Below are 20,872 nucleotides of genomic sequence, written 5' to 3' on the forward strand. Positions count from 1 at the left end.
CGCTTGCACCGCTCGCGAGCGATACGGGCTTCCCCTTATCCCGGTCCGCTGGCGTTGCTATCACCGCCTTTGCCGGTGTGTAATGCCGTTAACCAAGCAATCCCAACAATCTTCCACGACAGGGGGCAACACGATGCTACGAACGGTATTGACGGCCGCCGTGATGGTCGCCGGGATCGGCACGGCGCACGCCGCGGGGACGACGCTGAACGTCGGGATGGCGTCGGCCGACGCCGGCAAGCTGGACCCGCACCTCGCCACCACCACCCCGGACAAGGGGCTGCTGCACTGGATGTTCAACGGCCTCGTCCGGATCAAGCCGGGCCGCGCCAACCCGGGCGCGATCGAGCCCGACCTGGCCGAGAGCTGGAGCGCGTCCGAGGACGGCCTGACCTGGACCTTCAAGCTGCGCCAGGGCGTGCAGTGCCACGGCAAGTACGGCGAGTTCGACGCCGAGGACGCGGTGTTCTCGATCAACCGCTCGGCCAGCAAGGAGACCTCGAGCTTCGCCAAGGACTATGCGGCGCTGCAGTCGGTCGAGGCGACCGGCAAGTACGAGGTGAAGATCACGCTCGCCAACCCGGTTCCGAGCCTGCTCGGCCTGCTGGTGCCGTATCACGGCGGCAACATGGTCTGTAAGGACGCGGTCGAGGACCTCGGCGACAAGTTCGAGCGCACCCCGATCGGCACCGGGCCGTTCATGTTCGCCGAGTACCAGCCGCAGCAGTACGTGAAGCTGGTCGCCAACGAGGCGTATTTCCGCGGCGCGCCGAAGATCAAGGAGATCTACTACCGCTACATCCCGTCGGACGCGAGCCGCGACCTCGCCTTCCAGTCCGGCGAGATCGACATGATCTACGGCAAGCAGGACCAGACCTGGGTGGAGCGGATCAGCAAGATCCCGAACACCACGGTGACGGTGATGGAGCCCGGCGAAATGTCGGTGCTCAGCCTCAACATGACCATGCCGCCGCTGGACAACCTGAAGGTCCGCCAGGCCGTCGCCCACGCGATCGACCGCGACGCGATGGTCAAGTTCAAGGGCGAGGCGGTCACCCGGCCGTCGGTCTCGGTCGTGCCCGAGGGCTATCTCGGCTACACCGACGACGTTCCGCAGTACCCGTACGACGTCGCCAAGGCCAAGGCGCTGCTGGCCGAGGCCGGCTTCCCGGACGGCGTCACCATCAAGGCGATCCACACCACCCTGCCGGGCATGCTGTCGACCATCGAGGCGGTGCAGGCGCTCCTCAAGGAGGCCAACATCAACCTCGAGATCACCACCGTCGAGCACGCCACCTTCCACGCCCAGATCCGCAAGGATCTGAGCCAGGTGGTGCACTACTCGGCGGCGCGGTTCCCGATCGCCGACGTCTACCTGACCCAGTTCTTCGACTCCGCCTCGATCGTCGGCACGCCGACCGCGGTGACCAACTTCTCGCACTGCGACGTAGCCGACGCCGAGATCCGGGCCGCCCGGGTCGAGCCGGACGCCCAGAAGCAGCTCGAGCTGTGGAAGACCGCGCAGCAGAAGATCATGGCGGCGGTCTGCGCGGTGCCGGTCTACCAGAACCTGCAGCTGTGGGCCTGGAAGTCGAGCCTCGACCTCGGCGTCGACGTCAAGGGTTCGCTGAACCTGAGCCCGCCGGTCACCGAGCTGGCGCACTTCAAGTAAGCGCACAGGCGGAGGGCCCATCGCGGCCCTCCGCTGCGCTTCGGTATCGGAGCGGCGGGTGGGTTCCGGATCGTCCGCGCCGGGGCGGCGCTGCCGTCCGGAATGACGAAAGGGGGGAAATGCACGCGACTGCATCCTTCCCTCCGCCGTCATTCCGGACCGGACCGCCGCAGGCGGGACGGAGCCGGAACCCACGGCGCGGCGGGCATCCCCGCAACGGAGGGGCCCGCAACGGAGAGGGAAGTGCACACGACTGCCGCCCCTCCCATTCGTCATTCCGGACCGGACCGCCGCAGGCGGGACGGAGCCGGAACCCACGGCGCGACGGGCATCCCCGCAACGGAGGGGCCCGCAACGGAGGGGGAAGTGCACACGACTGCCGCCCCTCCCATTCGTCATTCCGGACCGGACCGCCGCAGGCGGGACGGAGCCGGAACCCACGGCGCGGCGGGCATCCCCGCAACAGCGAACGGAAGGCGTAGAGTGAGCGGATGAGCGGCTTCGTCCTCAGGCGTCTCGGGTTCGCGGTGGTCACGCTGTTCGCGGTGCTGACCATCGTGTTCTTCATCGTCCGTATCCTGCCGGGCGACCCGGCCATGGTGATCCTGGGCGACCAGGCCAGCATGGAGGCGATCGAGCAGCTGCGCGCCCGGCTCGGCCTCGACCGGCCCCTGCCGGTGCAGTACCTGGAGTTCATGGCCGGCGTGCTGACCGGCGACTGGGGCACCTCGATGGTGTCCGGCCGGCCGGTGATCCAGGAGATCCTGAAGGTGCTGCCGGCCACCCTGGAGCTGACCTTCGTGTCGCTGATCCTGGGCGCCGTCATCGGCGTGCCGCTCGGAGTGTGGTCGGCGGTCAGGCGCAACAGGCTGCCGGACTACGTCACCCGCCTGGCCTCGCTGCTCGGCCTGTCGTTCCCGGCCTTCGTGTCGGCGGTCCTGCTGCTGCTGGTGTTCGCCATCCAGCTCAACTGGTTTCCGGTGATCAGCTCCGGCCAGGGCACGACCTTCGGCGAGCGGATGCGCGACCTCGCCCTGCCGGCGATCAATCTCGGCCTGATCATGGCGGCCTACATCACCCGGGTGTCGCGCTCGTCGATGCTGGAGGTGCTGGGCCAGGACTACGTACGCACCGCCCGCGCCAAGGGCATCGAGTTCGCCACCATCATCTGGCGGCACTGCCTCAGGAACTCGATGATCCCGGTGGTCACCGTGGTCGGCCTGTACCTCGGCATCCTGATCGGCAACTCGGTGCTGACCGAGATCGTGTTCAACCGGCCCGGCCTCGGCAAGCTGATCGTCGGCGCCCTGAACCAGCGCGACTACACCATGCTGCAGGGCATGATGGTCATATACACCTTCATCGTGGTGGCGGTGAACCTGCTCACCGACCTGACCTACGGCCTGATCGACCCGCGGGTGAAATACAAATGACGGCACCTGCGGAAGACCTCCGGCACGCCTACTGGCGCACCACCGTCGCCGCCGCCTGGTCCGGGCTGATCGCGGCGTTCAACGCCAACAAGACCTCGTGGGTCGGCCTCGTGCTGTTCCTGGCGGTCTGCACGATCGCCGTCCTGGCGCCGTGGATCGCGCCCTACGACCCGGTCGACCAGAGCATCCTGTACCGGCTCAAGCCGCCGACCGCCGAGCACTGGATGGGCACCGACTACTACGGCCGCGACATCCTCTCGCGGCTGATCTGGGGGGCGCGGATCTCGCTGGTCATCGGCCTGCTGGCGATCGGCGCCGCCATGATCATCGGCTCGCTGATCGGGCTGATCGCCGGCTACTACGGCGGCCGCGCCGACATCCTGATCATGCAGACCATGGACGTGCTGCTGGCGTTCCCGTCGCTGATCCTGGGCCTGATCGTGGTCGCCATGCTGGGCCCGAGCATCACCAACCTGGTGATCGCCATCGCGCTGACCGCGATCCCGCCGTTCGCCCGGATCGCCCGCGCCCCGACCATGACCGTGAAGGAGCGCGAGTTCGTCGAGGCCGGCCGCTCGCTCGGCTATTCCGACATCCGGCTGATGCTCGGCCACATCCTGCCGAACATCCTGCCGGAGATCCTGGTCATGGGCTCGCTGTGGCTGGCGACCGCGATCCGGGTCGAGGCCTCGCTGGCGTTCATCGGCCTCGGCGTGGCCCCGCCGACCGCCACCTGGGGCGGCATGATCCGCGAGGGCTTCGAGAACATCCTCGACAGCTTCTGGCTGGCGCTGTTCCCGAGCCTGGCCATCCTGATCGTGGTGTTCGCGCTCAACCTGCTCGGCGACGGGCTGCGCGACGCCATCGACCCCAAGCTGCGGGGCGAGCAATGAGTACCGCCATTCCCGAAACGGCCGCCTCCCCGGTCCTCCGCGTCGCCGGCCTCAGGACCTCGTTCCGGGTCGGCGGCGCGTGGAAGACCGTGGTCGACGACGTGTCGTTCGACATCGGCGCCCGCGAGACCGTGGCGGTGGTCGGCGAGTCCGGCTCCGGCAAGAGCGTCACGGCGCTGTCGATCATGCGGCTGGTGCCGGAGGCCAACGGCCGCATCGAGGGCCGCATCGAGCTCGAGGGCACCGACCTGCTGGCGCTGCCCGAGGAGCGCATGCGCGACGTGCGCGGCGGCGACATCGGCATGATCTTCCAGGAGCCGATGACCAGCCTGAACCCGGTGCTGACCGTCGGCTTCCAGGTCTCCGAGGCGCTGCGCCGGCACCGCGGCATGTCGGTCGCCGACGCCGACCGCGAGGCACTCAGGCTGTTCGACCTGGTGCGCATCCCCGACGCCGCTCGGCGGTTCGCCGAGTTCCCGCACACCTTCTCCGGCGGCATGCGCCAGCGGGTGATGATCGCCATCGCGCTGGCCTGCCGGCCGAAGCTGCTGATCGCCGACGAGCCGACCACCGCGCTCGACGTCACCATCCAGGCGCAGATCCTGGAGCTGATCCGCGAGCTGCAGCGCGAGATCGGCATGTCTGTGATGTTCATCACCCACGACATGGGCGTGGTCGCCGAGATCGCCGACCGGGTCGTCGTGATGTTCCGTGGCGAGAAGGTCGAGGAGGCGCCGGCGGCCCGGCTGTTCGCGTCGCCCGAGCACCCCTACACCCGCCAGCTGCTGACCGCGGTGCCGAAGCTCGGCTCCCTGCGCGGCCACGACATGCCGCGGCGGTTCCCGAACGTCGACCTGCGCCGGGCCGAGGGCGAGCTCGGGGTGATCGACGCCTCGGCGCCGGAGCCGGCGGACGAGCCCGACCGCCGCGGCGCGCCGATCCTGGAGGTCGCCGGCCTCACCACCCGGTTCCCGGTCGCCGGCGGCCTGTTCGGGCGCACCGTCGGCCACGTCCACGCGGTCGAGGACGTGTCGTTCACGCTCCGCGCCGGCGAGACCCTGGCGCTGGTCGGCGAGAGCGGCTGCGGCAAGTCCACGACGGGCCGCTCGATCCTGCGGCTGGTCGAGCCGGCGGCCGGCACCGTCCGGTTCGAGGGCCAGGACCTGATGACCCACTCCAAGGCCGAGCTGCGCGCCGTGCGCCGCCGGCTGCAGATGATCTTCCAGGATCCCTACGGCTCCCTGAACCCGCGCAAGACCGTGGGTGCGGCCCTGCGCGAGCCGATCGTGGTGCACGGCATCGCCGAGGGCGCCGCGGCCGACCGCCGGGTCGCCGAGCTGCTGCAGCGGGTCGGGCTGGAGCCGGATCACGCCCTCCGGTTCCCGCACGAGTTCTCCGGCGGCCAGCGCCAGCGCATCTGCATCGCCCGCTCGCTGGCCCTGCAGCCGAGCGTGCTGGTGGCCGACGAGTCGGTGTCGGCGCTCGACGTCTCGATCAAGGCCCAGGTCATCAACCTGATGATGGAGCTGCAGGCCGAGATGGGCCTCGCCTACCTGTTCATCAGCCACGACATCGCCGTGGTCGAGCGGATCAGCCATCGGGTCGCGGTGATGTATCTCGGCGAGATCGTCGAGATCGGCCCGAGGGCGGCGGTGCTCGACAACCCGCAGCACCCGTATACCCAGCGGCTGATCAGCGCGGTGCCGGTCCCCGACCCGTCCCTGCGGCGCCAGCGCGGCGGCCTGATGACCGACGAGATCAAGAGCCCGGTGCGTCCCCTCGGCTGGGCGCCGGAGCCGTCACGGTTGGTCGAGGTCGGGCCGGAGCATTTCGTGCGAAGGGTGGGGTGAGAGAGCGCCGCAGCTGAAACCTGTCAGCTGTCAGACACCAGCAGGCTCAGTTGGGCAGGGAGCGACCATCGGACCCTTCCCCTCCCTTCCGTCATCCCGGTGCGGCCGCGTAGCGGACGACTCCGGGATCCACGGATCAACGAGAGCGTCCGCGAGTCAGTTTGATGGATAGATTCCGGAGTCCGCTCCGCAGCTCCGGAATGACGAGCGAGGGGCGCAGACCGACCTAACTCGGTGACAGTGCACTTAACTCCTCTGCTCTCGACTGCACCGCTGAGTGTGACCATCCGCGTGTGTCACATATTCTGGCGCGTTCAAGCACGCCGTCGGACCGAATTTCATGCATTGTCACCGATCCTCCGTCACCGATCCTCCGAACGATCATGGTCGAGCGCTCAGGCTGCGGACCGGATCGCGACACCCGAATGCCAGATCACATATCGGTCAGCATTGCTATAGATGTATTGCAACGCTATATCCGTATAGCAACCGACGGAGCCGCCCCATGCTCGCCCTTCGTCTGCCCGCCGACATCGAAGCCCGCCTCGACGCGCTCGCCAAGCGGACCGGGCGAAGCAAGAGCTTCTATGCCCGCGAGGCGATCCTGGCGCATCTCGACGACCTCGAGGACATCTACCTCGCCGAGCAGCGGCTCAGCGACCTCGCCGCCGGCCGCAGCGACACGGTCCCGCTGTCCGAGCTGATCGAGCGCCATGGCCTGGAGGATTGAGTTCGAGCGCGCGGCGGCCCGGGAACTGGACAAGCTCGGCCACGAAGCGGCGCGACGCATCCTCCGCTTCCTGCGCGACCGCATCGCACCGCTCGACGACCCGCGCAGCGTCGGCGTGGCCCTCAGGGGCGACCGGTTCGGCGACTTCTGGAAGTACCGCGTCGGCGACTACCGGCTGATCGCGCACATCGACGACAGCACGGTGCGGATCCTCGTGGTGCGGGTCGGGCATCGGCGTGACGTGTATCGGTGAAGCCCGCCGGGGTTCCTCACCCCACCGCCACCCACACCCCATACCCCGCCATCGCCACCCCGCTGACCCGCGCCACCCAGACACCGCCGGGCACCAGCTTCTCGGCGAACACGAACAGGGCGAGCGCCGCCACCCACAGCAGGTTCATCACGCCGACCGCGAACAGCAAGGCCATCAGCAGCCAGCAGCAGCCGAGGCAGAACGCGCCGTGCTCGATGCCCATGGCGAGCGCGCCGCCCGCCCCGTCGCGCCAGCGGTTGAACAGGAAGGCGAAGGGCGAGCGGCAGCGGGCGAGACACGCCTGCTTCAGCGGGGTGAGCTGGTAGATCCCGGCCGCCACGAACAGCCCGCCGCCGAGCAGCGCACTGGACGCGCTCATCGTCGGCGACAGCAGCGCCAGCCCGTCGAGCGTCCACTGCGCTGCGGTCGCCGCCGCCGAGAACCCGGTCCACACCAGCAGATAGCCGGACGCGAGCAGCACGGTCGGCAGGATCCGGTCGCGCGCCGCCGCCTCGCGCTTGTGCAGCGCCGCGAAGGTCAGGATCATCGGCGCCGCGCTCGGCAGCATCATGCCGACCATCATCACCGCCCACATGGCGAACGTCAGCGCGAACAGCGCCGGGGTCCAGGCCATCGCCAGCATCGGCATGGCGGTCTGGGGCATCCCGCTCATCGGCATGGCCGCCATGTCCGGCATGCCGCCGTCGAACAGCACCAGGTACAGCCACGCCACCAGGGTCACCCCGGCGACCGCCGCCCAGATCACTGCGCGCTCGCGCAGCAGCAGGCGCGGCAGGCTCGTGGCGGTGCCGGTGGTGGTCTCGGCCATCTAGGCGGCCCAGGCGAACGGCGCGAAGTGGCCGTTGTTGCCCTTGCCGATCATCTCCAGGTCGAGCCCGAAGCCCTCGACCCGGTAGCTCCTGGCGCGGGCCAGCGCGAGGCGCCGTCCGGCCGGGTGCGAAACGTTGTCGATGCAGATCGGCTCGTCGCCGCCGTGGCGCGGGATCACGCCAGCGACCTCGAAGGACAGCACGCCCGGGATCGTCACCGACCGTTCGGTGCCGGCCATGCGGAAGTCGATCGGCCTGAACTCGACGCCGCGGAAGTCGCTGACCAGCCGGCTGCGGATCATGCCGGGGGTGCCGCCGGCCTCGCCGCTGACGATCGCCGAGAGCGCCGTGCGCTGGGCATCGTCGGCGCGCTCGTCGACCACGCAGCCGAGCACCCAGTCGCCGTCGGCCATCACCCGGCCGCTGCGCACCAGCAGCGCGAAGCCGAGACCGTCGAGGGAAACCCCGTCGCTCTGCCCCTTGTCGATCCGGAACACCAGCGAGGCGGTGCAGTTGTCGAAGGTCGCGGCACCCTGCGGGTTGGTGTAGATGCACGGGCACAGGTAGTCGCAGTTGCAGCTCTCCATGTACTGGCCGCTGATCTGCCACTTCGGATCGGCCATGCTCTCCTCCCCGTCCCGGTTTCGGCGCGGGCCGCCGACCACACCGGCGTGCCCGATGGACGAATACTATGGCCGGGCCCGAACGCCGGGGCCACTCTCTCGTCCATGACGCGCGGTTCCCCCGCCTGCCGGCACGGCACCCGTTCCGGCTTCCCTCTCGCCCACCGCCCCGTCGCCCTGCATCATGCCGCGCTGCAACCCCAGGACCGGATGACGCGATGAACGACCAGGCGCCGATCACTGCCACGACTTCCAAGACAGAAGCCCTCGCCAGGCGCTACGGGGCCGACGCCCTGCCGGCCGCCGGGCCGTGGAACCAGCACCTCGACCTGCTGCTGTCGCACCGCTCGGTGCGCGGCTACAGGCCGGACGCGCTGCCGGCGGGCACGCTGGAGACCCTGGTCGCCGCCGCCCAGTCGGCGGCCACCAGCTCCAACATGCAGACCTGGTCGGTGGTCGCGGTGACCGACCCGGCGACCAAGGCGGTGATGGCCAAGGTCGCCAACAACCAGAAGCACATCGAGCAGTGCCCGCTGTTCCTGGTCTGGCTGGCCGACCTGTCGCGCAACCGGCGCCTTGCAGCGGCCGAGGGCGCCGAACTGGTCACGCCGGACTACCTGGAGGGCTTCCTGGTGGCCGCGATCGACGCCGCGCTGGCGGCCCAGAACGCGGTGGTGGCGGCGGAGTCCCTCGGGCTCTCGACCGTCTATATCGGCGCGCTGCGCAACGACCCGCTGAAGGTCGCCGAGGTGCTCGGCCTGCCGGCCGGCGCCATGGGCGTGTTCGGGCTGTGCGTCGGCTACGCCACGCCGGAGGCGGAGGCCGAAGTGAAGCCGCGGCTGGCCCAGGACGCGGTGCTGTTCCGGGAGAAGTACGGCAACCCGGACGAGCCGGCGCTGCGTGCCGCCTACGACGCCAAGCTGGCGGCGTTCTCGCGCCAGAACGAGATGGCCGAGACGACGTGGACCGGGCGTGTGATCAACCGTTTCGGCACGCTGGCGGCGATGAACGGCCGCGACCGGCTGGCCGAGATCGTCCGCGCCATGGGCTTCCCGCTGCGCTGAAAGCCGCCATGTCCAGAGGAGGCACCCCGATGACCGACCTGCTGCTGACCGGTGTCCGGGTCTGGAGCAACGGCGACGCCGCCTGCGACCTCGCCATCGCCGACGGCCGGATCGCCGCCATCGGCCCCGGCCTATCCACCGATGCGCCAGAGGTGTTCGACGGCCGCGGCTGCCTCGTGATCCCCGGCCTGGTCGACGCCCACGCCCACGTCGACAAGACCCTGTGGGGCACGCCCTGGCACCCGCACCAGGCGGGGCCCAGCGTGCTCGATAAGATCGAGAACGAGCGCCGGGTGCTGAAGACACTCGGGTTGTCGCCCGAAGTCCAGAGCGCCCGGCTGCTGCGCCACATGGTGGCGCGCGGCACCACCCACGTGCGCACCCATGTCGACATCGGCCCCGACGTCGGGCTCGCCCACTTCCACGGCGTCCAGGCCATGCGCGACAGCCATCGCGACTGGATCGACGTGGAGATCGTCGCGTTCCCGCAGACCGGGGTGATGATCCGGCCGGGCACGCTGGAGCTGCTGGAGCAGGCGGTGCGCGAGGGTGCCGAGGCGGTCGGCGGCATCGACCCGGTCGGCATCGACCGCGACCCGAAGGGCCAGCTCGACGGCCTGTTCGCGATCGCCGAGCGGCACGGCTGCGGCATCGACATCCACCTGCACGACCGCGGCGACATGGGGGCGGTCACCATCGACATGATCGTCGAGCGGACCCGGGCGCTCGGCCTCGCCGGCAAGGTCGCGATCAGCCACGCCTTCTGCCTCGGCATGCTGGAGCCGGCCCGGCTCGACGGGCTGATCGAGGCGCTGCTCGAACTCGACATCGCGATCATGACCCACGCGCCGTCCGGGCCGACGCCGTTCCCGCCGATCCGCCTGCTGCACGACCGCGGCGTGCGGCTGTTCTCGGGTTCGGACGGGGTGCGCGACACCTGGGGGCCGCTGAACACCGGCGACATGCTGGAGCGCGCGTTCCTGCTGGCCTACCGCTCCGGGTTCCGCGACGACCCGAGCATCGAGATCGCCCTGCGCATGGCGACCTATGGCGGTGCCGCGATCATGGGGGCCGAGGGCTACGGCCTGACGGTCGGGTCGGCTGCCGACCTGGTGCTGGTGGAGGCCGAGACCGCCGCCGAGGCAGTGGCGTTCCACCCGCCGCGCCGGCTGGTCGTCAAGCGCGGCCGGGTCGTCGCCAGGGATGGACGGTCGCTATTGCCGCCGGCGGCCTGACGCCCTACCCCAGCGGCCAGCAGCGCCGGGCCGCCTCGCGGGTGTACGGCAGCCGCTCGACCAGCGAGGCGCACACCCCGCCGGTGTCGACCACCACGGCGCGCCGGGCGATCGCCTGGAACGCGATCTTCCAGGCGCTGCCGGACTTGGCGACCAGCGCCGGCTCGGCCGCCGGGTCGATGCTGACGCGGCGCAGATGGGTGTCGTCGAACGGCATCACCCGCTCGCCGGTCAGCACCACGTTCAGGCCGAAGCCGGTGCGGACCACGGCGACGTCGCCCATCGGCACCTGCTGGCCGGTCATGTAGGCACCGTCGCGCACGTAGCGGACCGCCGGCTCGTCGAACACCACAGCACCCTCGACGTCGACCGGCCCGCCGTGCAGCACCGGCAGGGTGCGGCCGCCGACCGGGCCGGCGAAGCGCGCCCGGCCGCGTGCCGCCGCCACCGCGACCGGGTCCCAGATCACCACCGTGCCGGCGACCCGGCGTCGCAGCATCTCCGCCAGGATCGCGGTACCGTCGCCCGGCGCACCGCCGCCGACATTGTCGGCCGGCTCGACCAGCACCACCGGGCCGGTCCCGGGCTCGGCCGCAAGCGAGACCGCCTGTTCGACAGGCACCAGCGCCGGCCGGAACGCCTCGCGCACCGCCTCGAGCGCGGCGGCCACCGCGTCGACCTCGCGGGCCAGCGCCGTCGGGTCGCTGCCGTAGCCGGTGACCGCCACGCCCAGATGGTCGACATCGGCATAGGCGAAGCCCTGGGCGACCGAGACCACGTCGACGCCCGCGACCGCCTCGGCCTCGGCGACCCGCGCCATGACCGCCGCCATCGGCGGCTCGGCGGTCGCCTGCATCTGCGGCACGGTGATCATGGGGAGCTTGCGGAACGCCTTGGCCGGGCGGGTGCCGGTCGCCAGCATCGCCGCCAGCCGCTCGGCCGCCTCCTCGCCACGCGCGCCCATGTCGGTGTGCGGGAAGGTGTCGTAGCCGATCAGCATGTCGCACGCCTCGACCAGGGCGGCCGAGACGTTGGCGTGCAGGTCGTAGGTCGCGACCAGCGGGGCATCGGCCGGCAGCGCCCGGCGCACCCGGCAGGCCAGCTCGGCGTCGGCCTCCGGGAAACCGTCGGCCACCATGGCGCCGTGCAGGGCCAGCAGCACGCCGTCCGGCAGCTCGCGCCGTGCGGTCTCGACGATCCGGCCGGCGAGCGCCTCGAAGGCGTCGCGGGTCACCGTGCCGGACGGGATGGCGCCGGCGAACAGGCCGGGAACGACCGCAAGATCGGCCCCGACGGCGGCCTTCAGCATGCCGCCGATCTCGGTATTGGTCCCGGCGTAACGGGCCGCCAATCCGTCGCCTTCGGCCCACTGGTAGGCCCGGAAGGCGGCCAGGCCGGTGGCGATCGGCGAGAAGGTGTTGGTCTCGTGCCAGAGCCCGGCGACCAGGACCCGCGGTCTCATCACGCCCGGCTCAAGCCGCCTTCGCCGGCACCCGGCGGGCCTCCGCCTCCTCGGTCTCGGCGGCGGCGATCGCCCGCTCCAGCGCCCCCAGCAGCGCCTTCGCCGAGTCCAGGGTCAACTCGACCGCGGCGCGGGCGTCCGGGCCGCGTGCCTCGTTCACGAAGTCGATGATGATCGCGTCGTTCAGCAGCGCGTGGTTCGGGTGGTCGTAGGACACCACCGCGCGCGACAGCGGGAACCAGCCCTCGAAGCTCTTGCCCGCACCCTCGGCCGGGACGATCTCGACGATGGAAGTGCACATGGCCGTCACCCCGCCAGATGCTTGCCGAAGAAGGCGAAGATCTTCTCCCAGCCGTCGAGCGCCTGCTCCACCCGGTACATCGGCCGGTGGTAGTAGAAGAAGCCGTGGCCGGCGCCGTCGTAGCGGTGGAACTCGTAGGTCTTGCCGTGCTTCTTCAGCTCGGCCTCGTGCCGGTCGACCTGCTCCGGGCTGGGCGCCCGGTCCTCGTTGCCGAACAGCCCGAGCAGCGGGCAGGACAAGCCGGCGGTCAGGTCGATCGGCGGCACCGGCTGCTTGGCCGGCCGGTCGTCCTCGGCCTGTACGACGCGGCCGCCCCACAGCTCGACCACCGCGTCGACGTTGTCCTTGCGGCAGGCGTACAGGAAGGCCTGCCGGCCGCCCGAGCAGCTGCCGATCAGCCCGACCTTGTCGGTCACGTAGGGCTGGGCCCGCAGGAACTCGACCGCGCCGTCGGTGTCGCCGACCATCTGGTCGTCGGCCACCCCGCCCTCGGCCCGCGCCTTGGCGGCGACGTCGTCCGGATGGCCCTCGCCCAGGTGGTGATACAGGTTGTGGCTGATCGCGGCGTAGCCGTGGTGGGCGAATTTCCGGGTCATCTCCCGGTAGAACTCGCCCCAGCCGGGCAGGTGGTGGATCAGCACGACGCCGGGGAACGGTCCCGGGCCCATCGGCCGCGCCAGATAGGCCGAGATCGGCTCGCCGTCGTTGCCGTTGATGGTCACGGATTCCGCGATCATGCTTTCGTAGGCCATAGCGTCACCTGTCCGGGTACGGGAAACGGGAGCCGGCGCGCCGGAGCCGCGCGCGACACGGGAGCGTAGCACGGCAGTCGCCGTTGCCTTCAATCCTCCGGTGAAGGCGCCCGCCGGGGCGCGTCAGCCGCGCGCGGCGTTCTCGCCGGCCAGCTTGCCGAACACCGTACCGCTCATCAGCCCGCTGCCACCCGGGTAGTTCTCGTAGAACAGCCCGCCGACCAGCTCGCCGGCGGCGTACAGGCCGGGGATCGTGCGGTCGGCCACGTCCTGCACTTCTCCGCGCTCGTTGATCCGCAGGCCGCCGAAGGTGAAGGTCACGCCGGTCGTGGTGACGTAGGCCTCGAACGGCGGCTCGTCGATCGGCAGCGCCCAGTTGGTCTTGTCGATCGCCAGTCCCTCGGTGCGCACGCCGTCCAGGACCGCCGGGTTGAATTTGCCGGGCCGGCAGGCGGCGTTGAACCGCTCGACCGTCCGGGTCAGCGCCGCCGGGTCGATCTCCAGCCCCGCCGCCAGCTCGGCGATGGTGTTTGCGGTCACCTTGGTGACCTGGCGGATGCGGTACTCGTCGCGCAGCACCGGGATGGTCTTCTGGTCGAAGATCTGCACCGCCGTGCGAAACGGCTGCTTCATGATCTCGCGGCCGAACTTGACGTAAGTGTGGTTGCGCAGGTCCTCGCCCTCGTCGACGAAGCGCTCGCCCCTGAGGTTGACCATGATGCCCCAGGGGTAGGAATGCTTCTGGAAGTTGTCGAGCACCGCGTAGTCGCCATAGGGTGGGGCCGAGATGTCCCAGCCGACCGAGTGGCAGCCCGACCAGTTGCCGAACGGCCTGGCACCGATGTCGAGCGCCATGCGGATGCCGGCGCCCATGTTGTGCTTCGTTCCCCGCACCCGCGCCAGCTCCCACCCGGGTCCGAGGTAGCGGGTCCGCATCTCCGGGTTGGACTCGAAGCCGCCGCAGGCCAGCACCACCGCGTCGGCGGCGATCTCCTCGGTGCCTTCGGGGCCGAACACCTCGACGCCGGTGACCCGGCCCTTGCGGTCCTGCAGCAGCCGGGTGGCGCGGGTCTCGTAGCGGATCGCGCAGCCGAGCTGGACGACCCGGGCGATCTCGGCCTCGACCAGCCCGGCGCCGCCGCCGACCGCCTCGATGTTCACGCCGCCGTAGAAGTGGTGCTTGCCGTCGACCAGGAAGGACTGCCGGCCGAACATCGGGATGAACCGGATGCCGTGGCCGCGCAGCCAGACCATGGCGGGCCGCGAGCCGTCGATCAGCCGCCACGCCATGTCCTCGTCGGCCTGGTGGTGGGTGACCTTCATCAGCGCGTCGTAGAACACCTGCCGATCGTGCACCGGCAGCACGATCTGCTCGCGCTCGGCCGGCGACAAGTCGGTCAGCACGTCGGTCGCGGCGTCCTCGATGCCGCTGTGGCAGAACCGGAAACCGCCGGCGGTGAAGTAGGAATTGCCGCCCTTCTCGTGCTCGGGCGCGGCCTCCAGCACCACTACGTCGGCGCCGTTCTCGCGCGCCGCCATCGCCGCGCACAGGGCCGCGTTGCCGGCCCCGACCACCACTACCTTGCTCGCCATCTGGCCCTCCTGCGTCCCGGCGGACCCGATCGGCCGCCAAGTCGCGAGGAATGTTGCGCAAGCCGTTCGATGAAGAGAAATTCATTAATGTGACCGATTGATAAGCGATACCGAATCCATGCCCGCAGAGTTCGGCATTCCCGAGGTCGAGGCGTTCGTCCGCATCGTCGACTGCGGCAGCTTCAGGCAGGCCGCCGCCGAGATGCGGCTGACCCAGTCGGCGCTGACCCAGCGGCTGAAGAAGCTGGAGGCGGCGCTGGGCGCGCGGCTGGTCGACCGCACGACGCGGGCGGTGGCCCCGACCGCGATCGGCCGCAGCTTCCTGCCCTCGGCCCGGCGCCTGCTGCAGCAGTTCGAGGAGACCGCCGCCGGCATCCGCGGGGTGATCGAGGTGGCCGGCGGCCAGGTCACGATCGCCAGCCTGATCTCGGTCGCCACCTACGCTCTGCCGCCGGTGCTGAAGGCGTTCGCGGAACGCCATCCGCGGGTCGGCGTGCGGATCCTCGACGAGGCCGAGCAGGAGATCGTCCAGCACCTGCGCAGCGGCGAGGCCGAGTTCGCGGTCGACATGCTGACCGGACCGGTGGAGCCCGACCTGACCGCCACGCCGCTGACCGACGATCCGTTCGTGCTGGCCTGCCGCGAGGACCACCCGCTGGCCGCCGGCGGCCCGGTCGCGTGGTCGGCGTTGTCGGACATGCCGGTGATCGCGCTCGGCTCGCGCAGCGGCACCAGCCGCGTCGTCAACGCGCAGCTGACGGCGCAGGGCCGCAGCCCGGCCTGGCGGCACGAGGTCCAGCACCTCTCGACCCTGGTCGGCCTGCTGGAGGCCGGGCTCGGCGTCGGCATCGTGCCGGGCATGGCGATGGCCGGACTCTCAGGTCACCGGCTGGTCGCCCGGCCGCTGACCGAGCCGGCCGTCGCCCGGCGGCTGGTCCTTCTGGAACGCCGCGGCGCCACCCTGTCGCCTGCGGCCGTCGCCCTGCGGTCGATGGTGGTCCAGGCACTGGCCGGCCGAGCGGTCGGCGGTTAGGCTCGCGCCCGACCTATCGGGATTCCGAAGACACAGGAGACGCAGGCGCCATGGAGACGATCCAAACCCAGGGCATCGCGATGCCGAAGCTGGGCCTCGGGACCTTCAGGCTGACCGAGGCCGCCGGCCAGGCCGCGGTGGAGAGCGCGCTGGCCGAGGGCTACCGGCACATCGACACCGCCGAGATGTACGGCAACGAGGAGATCGTCGGCGCCGCCATCGCCGCGTCCGGCGTCGACCGTCGCGAGCTGCACGTCACCACCAAGGTCTGGTACGACCACCTGGCGCCGGACACCATCCGCCGGGCCTGCGACGACAGCATGAAGCGGCTGCGGCTCGACCATTTCGACCTCTACCTGGTGCACTGGCCGGCGCCCGGCATGGACCTGCCGGCGATCATGGAGACCATGGTCGGCCTGAAGGACGCCGGGCTGACCCGCGCCATCGGCGTCGCCAACTTCACCCTGCCGCTGCTGAAGCAGGCCATCGAGGAGATCGGCGCGCCGGTCGCCTGCAACCAGATCGAATACCACGTCTACCTGGACCAGTCGGCGATCCTGAACTACCTGCAGCCGAAGGGCGTGCCGGTGGTCGCCTACAGCCCGGTGGCACGCGGCGAGGTCGTCGACGACCCGGTGATGCAGCGGATCGCCGCCAAGCACGGCGCCCAGCCCGGGCAGGTCGCGCTGAAATGGCTGCTCGATCAGGACGGCGTCGCCGCGATCCCGAAGTCGCAGAGTGCCGCCGGCCAGCGCCGCAACCTCGACTCCTTCAAGGTCACCCTGGACGACGAGGACCGGGCCGCCATCGCGGCGCTGCCGAAGAACCGCCGGCTCGTGGACCCGGCCTTCGCGCCGGATTGGGACTGACCGGCCCGTCGATCCCTACTCGTCCGGCCGGCCGACGCCGCGGCGCAACCCCTTGGTGCGGGCGCGCTGCGCTTTGCCCTCGAGACGCCGCTGGCGCTCGGCCCGGCTCGGCCGGGTCGGCACCCGGAACTTCGGCCTGACGGCCGCGCGGCGGATCAGCTCGGCCAGCCGCTCGACCGCATCCCCGCGGTTGGCGAGCTGGGTCCGATGCCGGTTGGCGGTGATCACGATCTCGCCGTCGCGGGTCATCTTCGAGCCGGCCAGCCGCGCCAGCCGGGCCTTCACGGCCTCCGGCAGCGACGGTGAGCCGCGCACGTCGAAGCGCAGCTGCACCGCGCTCGACACCTTGTTGACGTTCTGCCCGCCGGGACCGCCGGCCCGGATGAAGCTGAGCTCCAGCTCCTCGTCCGGGATGCGGCACACGCCTTCGATCTCGATCATGGCCGCACTGTAGCGATCGAGGTCCCACCCGCAAGCGAGGCGGAGGCGGGTGGGTTCCGGAGCCGGGCGCTCACGCGCCCCCTCCGGAATGACGAGTTGAAAAAAGAATCCCCACCCGCTCTTCGTCATCCCGGAGGGCCCCGGACTTGATCCGGGGCGGCTCCGGGACCCACGGCGCGACGGGCGACGGGCGCCGCTCTCACCCCACCGTGTACAGCGCGATCCGCACGGCCGCGGCCAGCCGCGCGCCGGTGCCGACGAACACCATGCGGTTGACCCAGGCGTAGCGCGCATCACCGGTCTCCAGCCGGGCGGTAGTCCGCATGTAGTACTCCGCCGGCTCCACGTCCTCGCCGCGCCGCAGCCGGTCGATCACCGCGGCCGGGCCGTGGCGGTAGCCGTGGTTGGCGACCTCGATCAGGGCGCCGTCGTCGGTCTCGAAGGCGTAACGCGCGTCGAGCTCGGCGACCCCGTCCTGGAAGACGGTCTGCCAATCGGCCCCCAGGTTCAGGATCCGGCCGGACAGGCGCTCGCCGGTGACCGTGCCGCCGACGATCGGGATGATCCGCCGCATGCCGGCGCGGCCCTGCCCCATCTCGCGGATCGGGTCGAGGTGGACGTCGAGGTCGCACAGATGCGTCAGGGTCGGCGCGGTCAGCATGGCGTCCCGTCCTCCTTCTCAAGGCCGAGCAACTGCCGAAGCAGTCGCAGCAGCTCGGTGCGCTCGGCAGCGCTCAGGCTCGCCGTCAACTCGTCCTCGCTGTCTGCGATCGTCGGTCGGATCCGCGCGAACCATTCCCGGCCGGCGGCCGAGGCCTGGTAGACCCGCTGCCGGCCGTCGCCTTCCCGCTTGGCGGCGACGATCCGGCCGTCGGCCAGCATCGGCTTCATCGTGGTGGTCACCACCGACGGCGCCGTTCCCATCGCCCTGGCGATGTCCGAGTGGGTGACGCCGGAATTGTTCTGCACCAGCTCGAAGATCATGAACTGCAGCGGCGACAGTCCCTCCTCGCGGAACGCCCGTTCGAAGGCAGCGAAGGCCCGGTTGTAGGAGTGCCGCAGCAGGTGCCCGACCAGGTCGTGCAGCAGCCCGTAGCGCAGCAGCGGAAACCCCGAATTCGTGCTGTCGGTCATCCAGTCTCTCTGCGGCGGGGTCGGGGCCGGGCGGATCGACCGGACAGTCTATCCACCGGGATCGTTTACCCAATAAACGATCTAGTTTATAACCAAACAAAACTACCAACAAAAGTACACCTAGGGGAGGTTTCCATGACGCTGAACCGTGTCTACGCCGCCGCTGCGGCGACCGCCCTGTGGCTGTCGATCGGCTCGTCGCCGGCGCACGCCCAGGAAGTCACGCTCCGCCTGCACCAGTTCCTGCCGCCGCCGGCCACCCTGCCGGCCAAGGTGATCAAGCCGTGGGCCGCGTCGATCGAGCAGGCCTCCGGCGGCCGCATCAAGTTCGAGCACTACGACGCCATGTCGCTCGGCGGCCGCCCGCCCGAGCTGTACGACCAGGCCCGGGACGGCGTCGCCGACATCATCATGACGGTCACCGGCTACACGCCGAACCGGTTCCCGAAATCCGAGGTGTTCGAGCTGCCGTTCATGATGCGCGGCTCGGTTGCGACCTCGAAGGCGTTCTGGGAGATGGTCGATACCGAGCTCCAGGACACCGAGTACAAGGACGTGAAGATGCTCGGCGCCTGGGTGCACGGCCCCGGCGTCATCCACACCGCCACCCCGGTCGCCAGGCTCGAGGACATGAAGGGCCTGAAGCTGCGCGGCCCGACCCGGGTGATCAACTCCCTGCTCGACGCGCTCGGCGCGGTGCCGGTCGGCATGCCGCTGCCGGCGATTCCCGAGGCGCTGTCCAAGGGCGTGGTCAGCGGCACCGTGATCCCGTGGGAGGTCACCCCGGCGATCAAGCTGAGCGAGCTGGTGAAGAACGCCACCGAGTTCTCCGGCAAGGAGGCGCTGTACACCGCCACCATCATCATGGCGATGAACAAGGCCCGCTACGCCGGCCTGCCGGACGACCTGCGCAGGATCCTCGACGAAAAGTCGGGCATGGCGCTGACCACCCTGGCGGCCGAGCAGATGCTGGCCGGCGACGCGCCGGGCCGGGCGATCGCCGTCAAGAACGGCACCAGCATCACCACTCTGGACGGGACAGAGGTCGCGCGCTGGAAGGCCGCGGCGGCGCCGGTGGTCGACGAGTGGGTGGCCGGCGTGGCCAAGCGCGGCATCGACGGCAAGGCCGCCATCGCCCAGGCCACCGCGCTGATCGACAAGTATCAATGAGGATTTGGGTCCCGGCTCTTCGGCCGGGATGAGGGACAGGGGGTCCTTCCTGCTCCCCCTCATCCTGGCCGCAGAGCCGGGACCCACCTCGTCGCGCTAAAGTATACTGAGCCGTCACCCAAGGAGCGCCCGCGCCCATGACAGTCATCATCGCCGGGGCCGGCGTCGCCGGGCTGACGCTCGGGCTCACCCTGCACCAGATCGGGGTGCCGTTCCGCATCTACGAGGCGGTGGCCGAGCTGAAGCCGCTCGGCGTCGGCATCAACCTGCAGCCGAACGCGGTGCGCGAGCTGTTCGAGCTCGGGCTGGAGGACGAGTTGGACCGGGTCGGGATCCGCACCCGCGACTACGGCTTCTACACCAAGACCGGGCTGGAGATCTGGACCGAGCCGCGCGGCCTGGACGCCGGCTATCGCTGGCCGCAGTTCTCGGTGCATCGCGGCCGCTTCCAGATGGCGCTGTACGAAGCCCTGGTCGGGCGTGCCGGTCCCGGCTGCGTGATCGCCGGCGCCCGCGCCATGAGCTTCGAGAACACCGCCGACGGCGCCGTCCTGCACATCGCCACGGCCGCCGGGCCGCAGGCGGTGCCGGGGGCCATCGTGGTCGCGGCCGACGGAATCCACTCGGCGATCCGCCGGCAGATGCAGCCGGAGGAAGGTCCGCCGATCTGGAACGGCGCGATCCTGTGGCGGGCGACCACCGAGGCCGCCCCCTACAAATCCGGCGCCTCGATGATCCTGGCCGGCCACGACACCCAGCGCATCGTCGCCTATCCGATCGGCAAGCCCGACCCGGCGACCGGCAAGGCCACCATCAACTGGATCGCCGAACGGACGGTCGATCCCTCGGCCGGCTGGCGGCGCGAGGACTGGAACCGGCGGGCCGACGTCGCGGAGTTCCTGCCGTACTTCGAGGACTGGCGGTTCGACTGGCTCGACGTGCCGGCGCTGATCCGCGGCGCCAGAGAAGTGTTCGAGTACCCGATGGTCGACCGCGACCCGATCGCGAGCTGGACCGAGGGCCGGGTTACCCTGATGGGAGACGCCGCGCACCCGACCTATCCGGTCGGCTCGAACGGCGCCAGCCAGGCGATCGTCGACGCCCGGGTGATCGGCGCGAAGCTCCTGGAGCACGGCGTCGGCCCGGATGCGCTGCTGGCCTACGAAGAGGTCATCCGGCCGCAGACCGAGAAGATCATCCTGGCCAACCGCGGCAGCGGCCCGGACGCCATCATGCAGCTGGTCGAGGACCGCTGCGGCGGCGTCTTCGAGCGGATCGAGGACGTGGTGCCGCGCAGCGAGCTCGCCGCCCATGCCGAGAAATACAAGAAGATCGCCGGCTTCAGCATCGACGCGCTGAACGCCCGCCCCGACCTGATCCCGGCGGGCGCGAGGATGGCGTGATGGACCGCCCGTCACGGCGTGGGTTCCGGATCGTCCGCGCCGAGGGCGGCGCGTCCGTCCAGCAACTGTACGCGTTGTTGTCAAGCGTCTGCGGGTCTGAATGGCCTTTGTTCCTTGACCATGGTGTTGAG

21 protein-coding genes are annotated in these 20,872 nt (G+C 70.4%); 12 read left to right on the plus strand and 9 right to left on the minus strand.

The features are described from left to right. Positions 1-133: 133 nt before the first annotated feature. From IE246_RS11600 to IE246_RS11625, 6 genes are all read left to right on the plus strand, one after another. Positions 134-1,672, plus strand: coding sequence for an ABC transporter substrate-binding protein (locus IE246_RS11600; RefSeq protein WP_189989555.1), 1,539 nt, complete (start codon positions 134-136; stop codon positions 1,670-1,672). A gap of 491 nt (positions 1,673-2,163) precedes the next feature. Beyond that, a complete protein-coding gene (locus IE246_RS11605; RefSeq protein WP_189989557.1) occupies positions 2,164-3,105 on the plus strand; it encodes an ABC transporter permease in 942 nt (313 codons plus the stop codon). After that, positions 3,102-3,998 carry an ABC transporter permease gene (locus IE246_RS11610; RefSeq protein WP_229836907.1) on the plus strand — a complete coding sequence of 299 codons (897 nt, stop codon included), beginning with the start codon at positions 3,102-3,104 and terminating at the stop codon, positions 3,996-3,998. Before IE246_RS11605 ends, IE246_RS11610 begins: the two co-directional genes overlap by 4 nt. Then, positions 3,995-5,848: an ABC transporter ATP-binding protein gene (locus IE246_RS11615; protein WP_189989559.1), complete on the plus strand. Its 1,854-nt coding sequence runs from the start codon at positions 3,995-3,997 to the stop codon at positions 5,846-5,848. Before IE246_RS11610 ends, IE246_RS11615 begins: the two co-directional genes overlap by 4 nt. A gap of 505 nt (positions 5,849-6,353) precedes the next feature. Beyond that, on the plus strand, positions 6,354-6,578 hold the full coding sequence (relB, locus tag IE246_RS11620; protein WP_189989562.1) for a type II toxin-antitoxin system RelB family antitoxin: 225 nt from the start codon (positions 6,354-6,356) through the stop codon (positions 6,576-6,578). After that, positions 6,562-6,831, plus strand: a complete 270-nt coding sequence (locus IE246_RS11625) for a type II toxin-antitoxin system RelE family toxin (RefSeq protein ID WP_189989564.1) — start codon at positions 6,562-6,564, stop codon at positions 6,829-6,831. Before relB ends, IE246_RS11625 begins: the two co-directional genes overlap by 17 nt. Positions 6,832-6,847: 16 nt before the next feature. Here IE246_RS11625 and IE246_RS11630 read toward each other — a convergent pair whose 3' ends face one another. Continuing rightward, positions 6,848-7,660, minus strand: coding sequence for a DUF2182 domain-containing protein (locus IE246_RS11630; protein ID WP_189989567.1), 813 nt, complete (start codon positions 7,658-7,660; stop codon positions 6,848-6,850). Further along, on the minus strand, positions 7,661-8,284 hold the full coding sequence (locus IE246_RS11635; RefSeq protein ID WP_189989569.1) for a DUF1326 domain-containing protein: 624 nt from the start codon (positions 8,282-8,284) through the stop codon (positions 7,661-7,663). A 218-nt stretch (positions 8,285-8,502) separates the two neighbouring features. Here IE246_RS11635 and IE246_RS11640 point away from each other — a divergent pair, with 218 nt between their 5' ends. Then, on the plus strand, positions 8,503-9,348 hold the full coding sequence (locus IE246_RS11640) for a nitroreductase family protein (RefSeq protein ID WP_189989571.1): 846 nt from the start codon (positions 8,503-8,505) through the stop codon (positions 9,346-9,348). A 29-nt stretch (positions 9,349-9,377) separates the two neighbouring features. Beyond that, entirely contained in the window at positions 9,378-10,583 is a 1,206-nt protein-coding gene (locus tag IE246_RS11645; protein ID WP_189989573.1) for an amidohydrolase family protein, read from the plus strand. Positions 10,584-10,587: 4 nt separating this feature from the next. On the opposite strand, the gene IE246_RS11650 is transcribed toward IE246_RS11645, so the two are convergent. From IE246_RS11650 to tcuA, 4 genes are all read right to left on the minus strand, one after another. Continuing rightward, positions 10,588-12,045, minus strand: coding sequence for a M81 family metallopeptidase (locus tag IE246_RS11650; RefSeq protein ID WP_189989575.1), 1,458 nt, complete (start codon positions 12,043-12,045; stop codon positions 10,588-10,590). A gap of 10 nt (positions 12,046-12,055) precedes the next feature. After that, on the minus strand, positions 12,056-12,346 hold the full coding sequence (locus IE246_RS11655) for a DUF6295 family protein (protein ID WP_189989577.1): 291 nt from the start codon (positions 12,344-12,346) through the stop codon (positions 12,056-12,058). 5 nt (positions 12,347-12,351) lie between these two features. After that, on the minus strand, positions 12,352-13,098 hold the full coding sequence (locus tag IE246_RS11660) for a dienelactone hydrolase family protein (protein WP_189989580.1): 747 nt from the start codon (positions 13,096-13,098) through the stop codon (positions 12,352-12,354). Positions 13,099-13,221: 123 nt separating this feature from the next. Next, positions 13,222-14,772: an FAD-dependent tricarballylate dehydrogenase TcuA gene (gene tcuA / locus IE246_RS11665; RefSeq protein ID WP_373297881.1), complete on the minus strand. Its 1,551-nt coding sequence runs from the start codon at positions 14,770-14,772 to the stop codon at positions 13,222-13,224. A gap of 37 nt (positions 14,773-14,809) precedes the next feature. Between tcuA and IE246_RS11670 the strand changes: the two genes are divergently transcribed. Together IE246_RS11670 and IE246_RS11675 are read left to right on the plus strand one after the other, a co-directional pair. Next, the gene (locus tag IE246_RS11670) at positions 14,810-15,724 is read left to right on the plus strand and encodes a LysR family transcriptional regulator (RefSeq protein WP_189989584.1); all 915 of its coding nucleotides are present in this window, start codon (positions 14,810-14,812) and stop codon (positions 15,722-15,724) included. A gap of 50 nt (positions 15,725-15,774) precedes the next feature. Next, a complete protein-coding gene (locus tag IE246_RS11675; RefSeq protein ID WP_189989586.1) occupies positions 15,775-16,593 on the plus strand; it encodes an aldo/keto reductase in 819 nt (272 codons plus the stop codon). A 15-nt stretch (positions 16,594-16,608) separates the two neighbouring features. Here IE246_RS11675 and arfB read toward each other — a convergent pair whose 3' ends face one another. The 3 genes from arfB to IE246_RS11690 all read right to left on the minus strand — a co-directional run bounded on the left by arfB (position 16,609) and on the right by IE246_RS11690 (position 18,168). Further along, positions 16,609-17,034, minus strand: a complete 426-nt coding sequence (gene arfB, locus IE246_RS11680; RefSeq protein WP_189989588.1) for an alternative ribosome rescue aminoacyl-tRNA hydrolase ArfB — start codon at positions 17,032-17,034, stop codon at positions 16,609-16,611. 199 nt (positions 17,035-17,233) lie between these two features. Next, on the minus strand, positions 17,234-17,695 hold the full coding sequence (locus IE246_RS11685; protein ID WP_189989590.1) for a DUF3237 domain-containing protein: 462 nt from the start codon (positions 17,693-17,695) through the stop codon (positions 17,234-17,236). Continuing rightward, entirely contained in the window at positions 17,689-18,168 is a 480-nt protein-coding gene (locus IE246_RS11690; protein ID WP_189989591.1) for a MarR family winged helix-turn-helix transcriptional regulator, read from the minus strand. Before IE246_RS11690 ends, IE246_RS11685 begins: the two co-directional genes overlap by 7 nt. A gap of 135 nt (positions 18,169-18,303) precedes the next feature. Here IE246_RS11690 and IE246_RS11695 point away from each other — a divergent pair, with 135 nt between their 5' ends. Continuing rightward, the gene (locus IE246_RS11695; RefSeq protein WP_189989593.1) at positions 18,304-19,338 is read left to right on the plus strand and encodes a TRAP transporter substrate-binding protein; all 1,035 of its coding nucleotides are present in this window, start codon (positions 18,304-18,306) and stop codon (positions 19,336-19,338) included. Positions 19,339-19,475: 137 nt separating this feature from the next. Then, a complete protein-coding gene (locus IE246_RS11700; protein WP_189989594.1) occupies positions 19,476-20,741 on the plus strand; it encodes a flavin-dependent oxidoreductase in 1,266 nt (421 codons plus the stop codon). Positions 20,742-20,872: the final 131 nt, after the last annotated feature.

Source organism: Thalassobaculum fulvum, assembly GCF_014652915.1.
Taxonomy (GTDB): domain Bacteria; phylum Pseudomonadota; class Alphaproteobacteria; order Thalassobaculales; family Thalassobaculaceae; genus Thalassobaculum_A; species Thalassobaculum_A fulvum.

Excerpts from the sequence above, each read along its gene's own strand:
- IE246_RS11600 (WP_189989555.1), top strand. The coding sequence starts at position 134 with ATGCTACGAACGGTATTGACGGCCGCCGTGATGGTCGCCGGGATCGGC.
- IE246_RS11650 (WP_189989575.1), bottom strand. The coding sequence starts at position 12,045 with ATGAGACCGCGGGTCCTGGTCGCCGGGCTCTGGCACGAGACCAACACC.
- IE246_RS11605 (WP_189989557.1), top strand. The coding sequence starts at position 2,164 with ATGAGCGGCTTCGTCCTCAGGCGTCTCGGGTTCGCGGTGGTCACGCTG.
- IE246_RS11690 (WP_189989591.1), bottom strand. The coding sequence starts at position 18,168 with ATGACCGACAGCACGAATTCGGGGTTTCCGCTGCTGCGCTACGGGCTG.
- IE246_RS11615 (WP_189989559.1), top strand. The coding sequence starts at position 3,995 with ATGAGTACCGCCATTCCCGAAACGGCCGCCTCCCCGGTCCTCCGCGTC.
- IE246_RS11670 (WP_189989584.1), top strand. The coding sequence starts at position 14,810 with ATGCCCGCAGAGTTCGGCATTCCCGAGGTCGAGGCGTTCGTCCGCATC.
- IE246_RS11660 (WP_189989580.1), bottom strand. The coding sequence starts at position 13,098 with ATGGCCTACGAAAGCATGATCGCGGAATCCGTGACCATCAACGGCAAC.
- IE246_RS11610 (WP_229836907.1), top strand. The coding sequence starts at position 3,102 with ATGACGGCACCTGCGGAAGACCTCCGGCACGCCTACTGGCGCACCACC.
- IE246_RS11655 (WP_189989577.1), bottom strand. The coding sequence starts at position 12,346 with ATGTGCACTTCCATCGTCGAGATCGTCCCGGCCGAGGGTGCGGGCAAG.
- arfB (WP_189989588.1), bottom strand. The coding sequence starts at position 17,034 with ATGATCGAGATCGAAGGCGTGTGCCGCATCCCGGACGAGGAGCTGGAG.
- IE246_RS11695 (WP_189989593.1), top strand. The coding sequence starts at position 18,304 with ATGACGCTGAACCGTGTCTACGCCGCCGCTGCGGCGACCGCCCTGTGG.
- IE246_RS11675 (WP_189989586.1), top strand. The coding sequence starts at position 15,775 with ATGGAGACGATCCAAACCCAGGGCATCGCGATGCCGAAGCTGGGCCTC.
- IE246_RS11630 (WP_189989567.1), bottom strand. The coding sequence starts at position 7,660 with ATGGCCGAGACCACCACCGGCACCGCCACGAGCCTGCCGCGCCTGCTG.
- IE246_RS11640 (WP_189989571.1), top strand. The coding sequence starts at position 8,503 with ATGAACGACCAGGCGCCGATCACTGCCACGACTTCCAAGACAGAAGCC.
- IE246_RS11625 (WP_189989564.1), top strand. The coding sequence starts at position 6,562 with ATGGCCTGGAGGATTGAGTTCGAGCGCGCGGCGGCCCGGGAACTGGAC.
- IE246_RS11685 (WP_189989590.1), bottom strand. The coding sequence starts at position 17,695 with ATGCTGACCGCGCCGACCCTGACGCATCTGTGCGACCTCGACGTCCAC.
- IE246_RS11700 (WP_189989594.1), top strand. The coding sequence starts at position 19,476 with ATGACAGTCATCATCGCCGGGGCCGGCGTCGCCGGGCTGACGCTCGGG.
- IE246_RS11635 (WP_189989569.1), bottom strand. The coding sequence starts at position 8,284 with ATGGCCGATCCGAAGTGGCAGATCAGCGGCCAGTACATGGAGAGCTGC.
- relB (WP_189989562.1), top strand. The coding sequence starts at position 6,354 with ATGCTCGCCCTTCGTCTGCCCGCCGACATCGAAGCCCGCCTCGACGCG.
- IE246_RS11645 (WP_189989573.1), top strand. The coding sequence starts at position 9,378 with ATGACCGACCTGCTGCTGACCGGTGTCCGGGTCTGGAGCAACGGCGAC.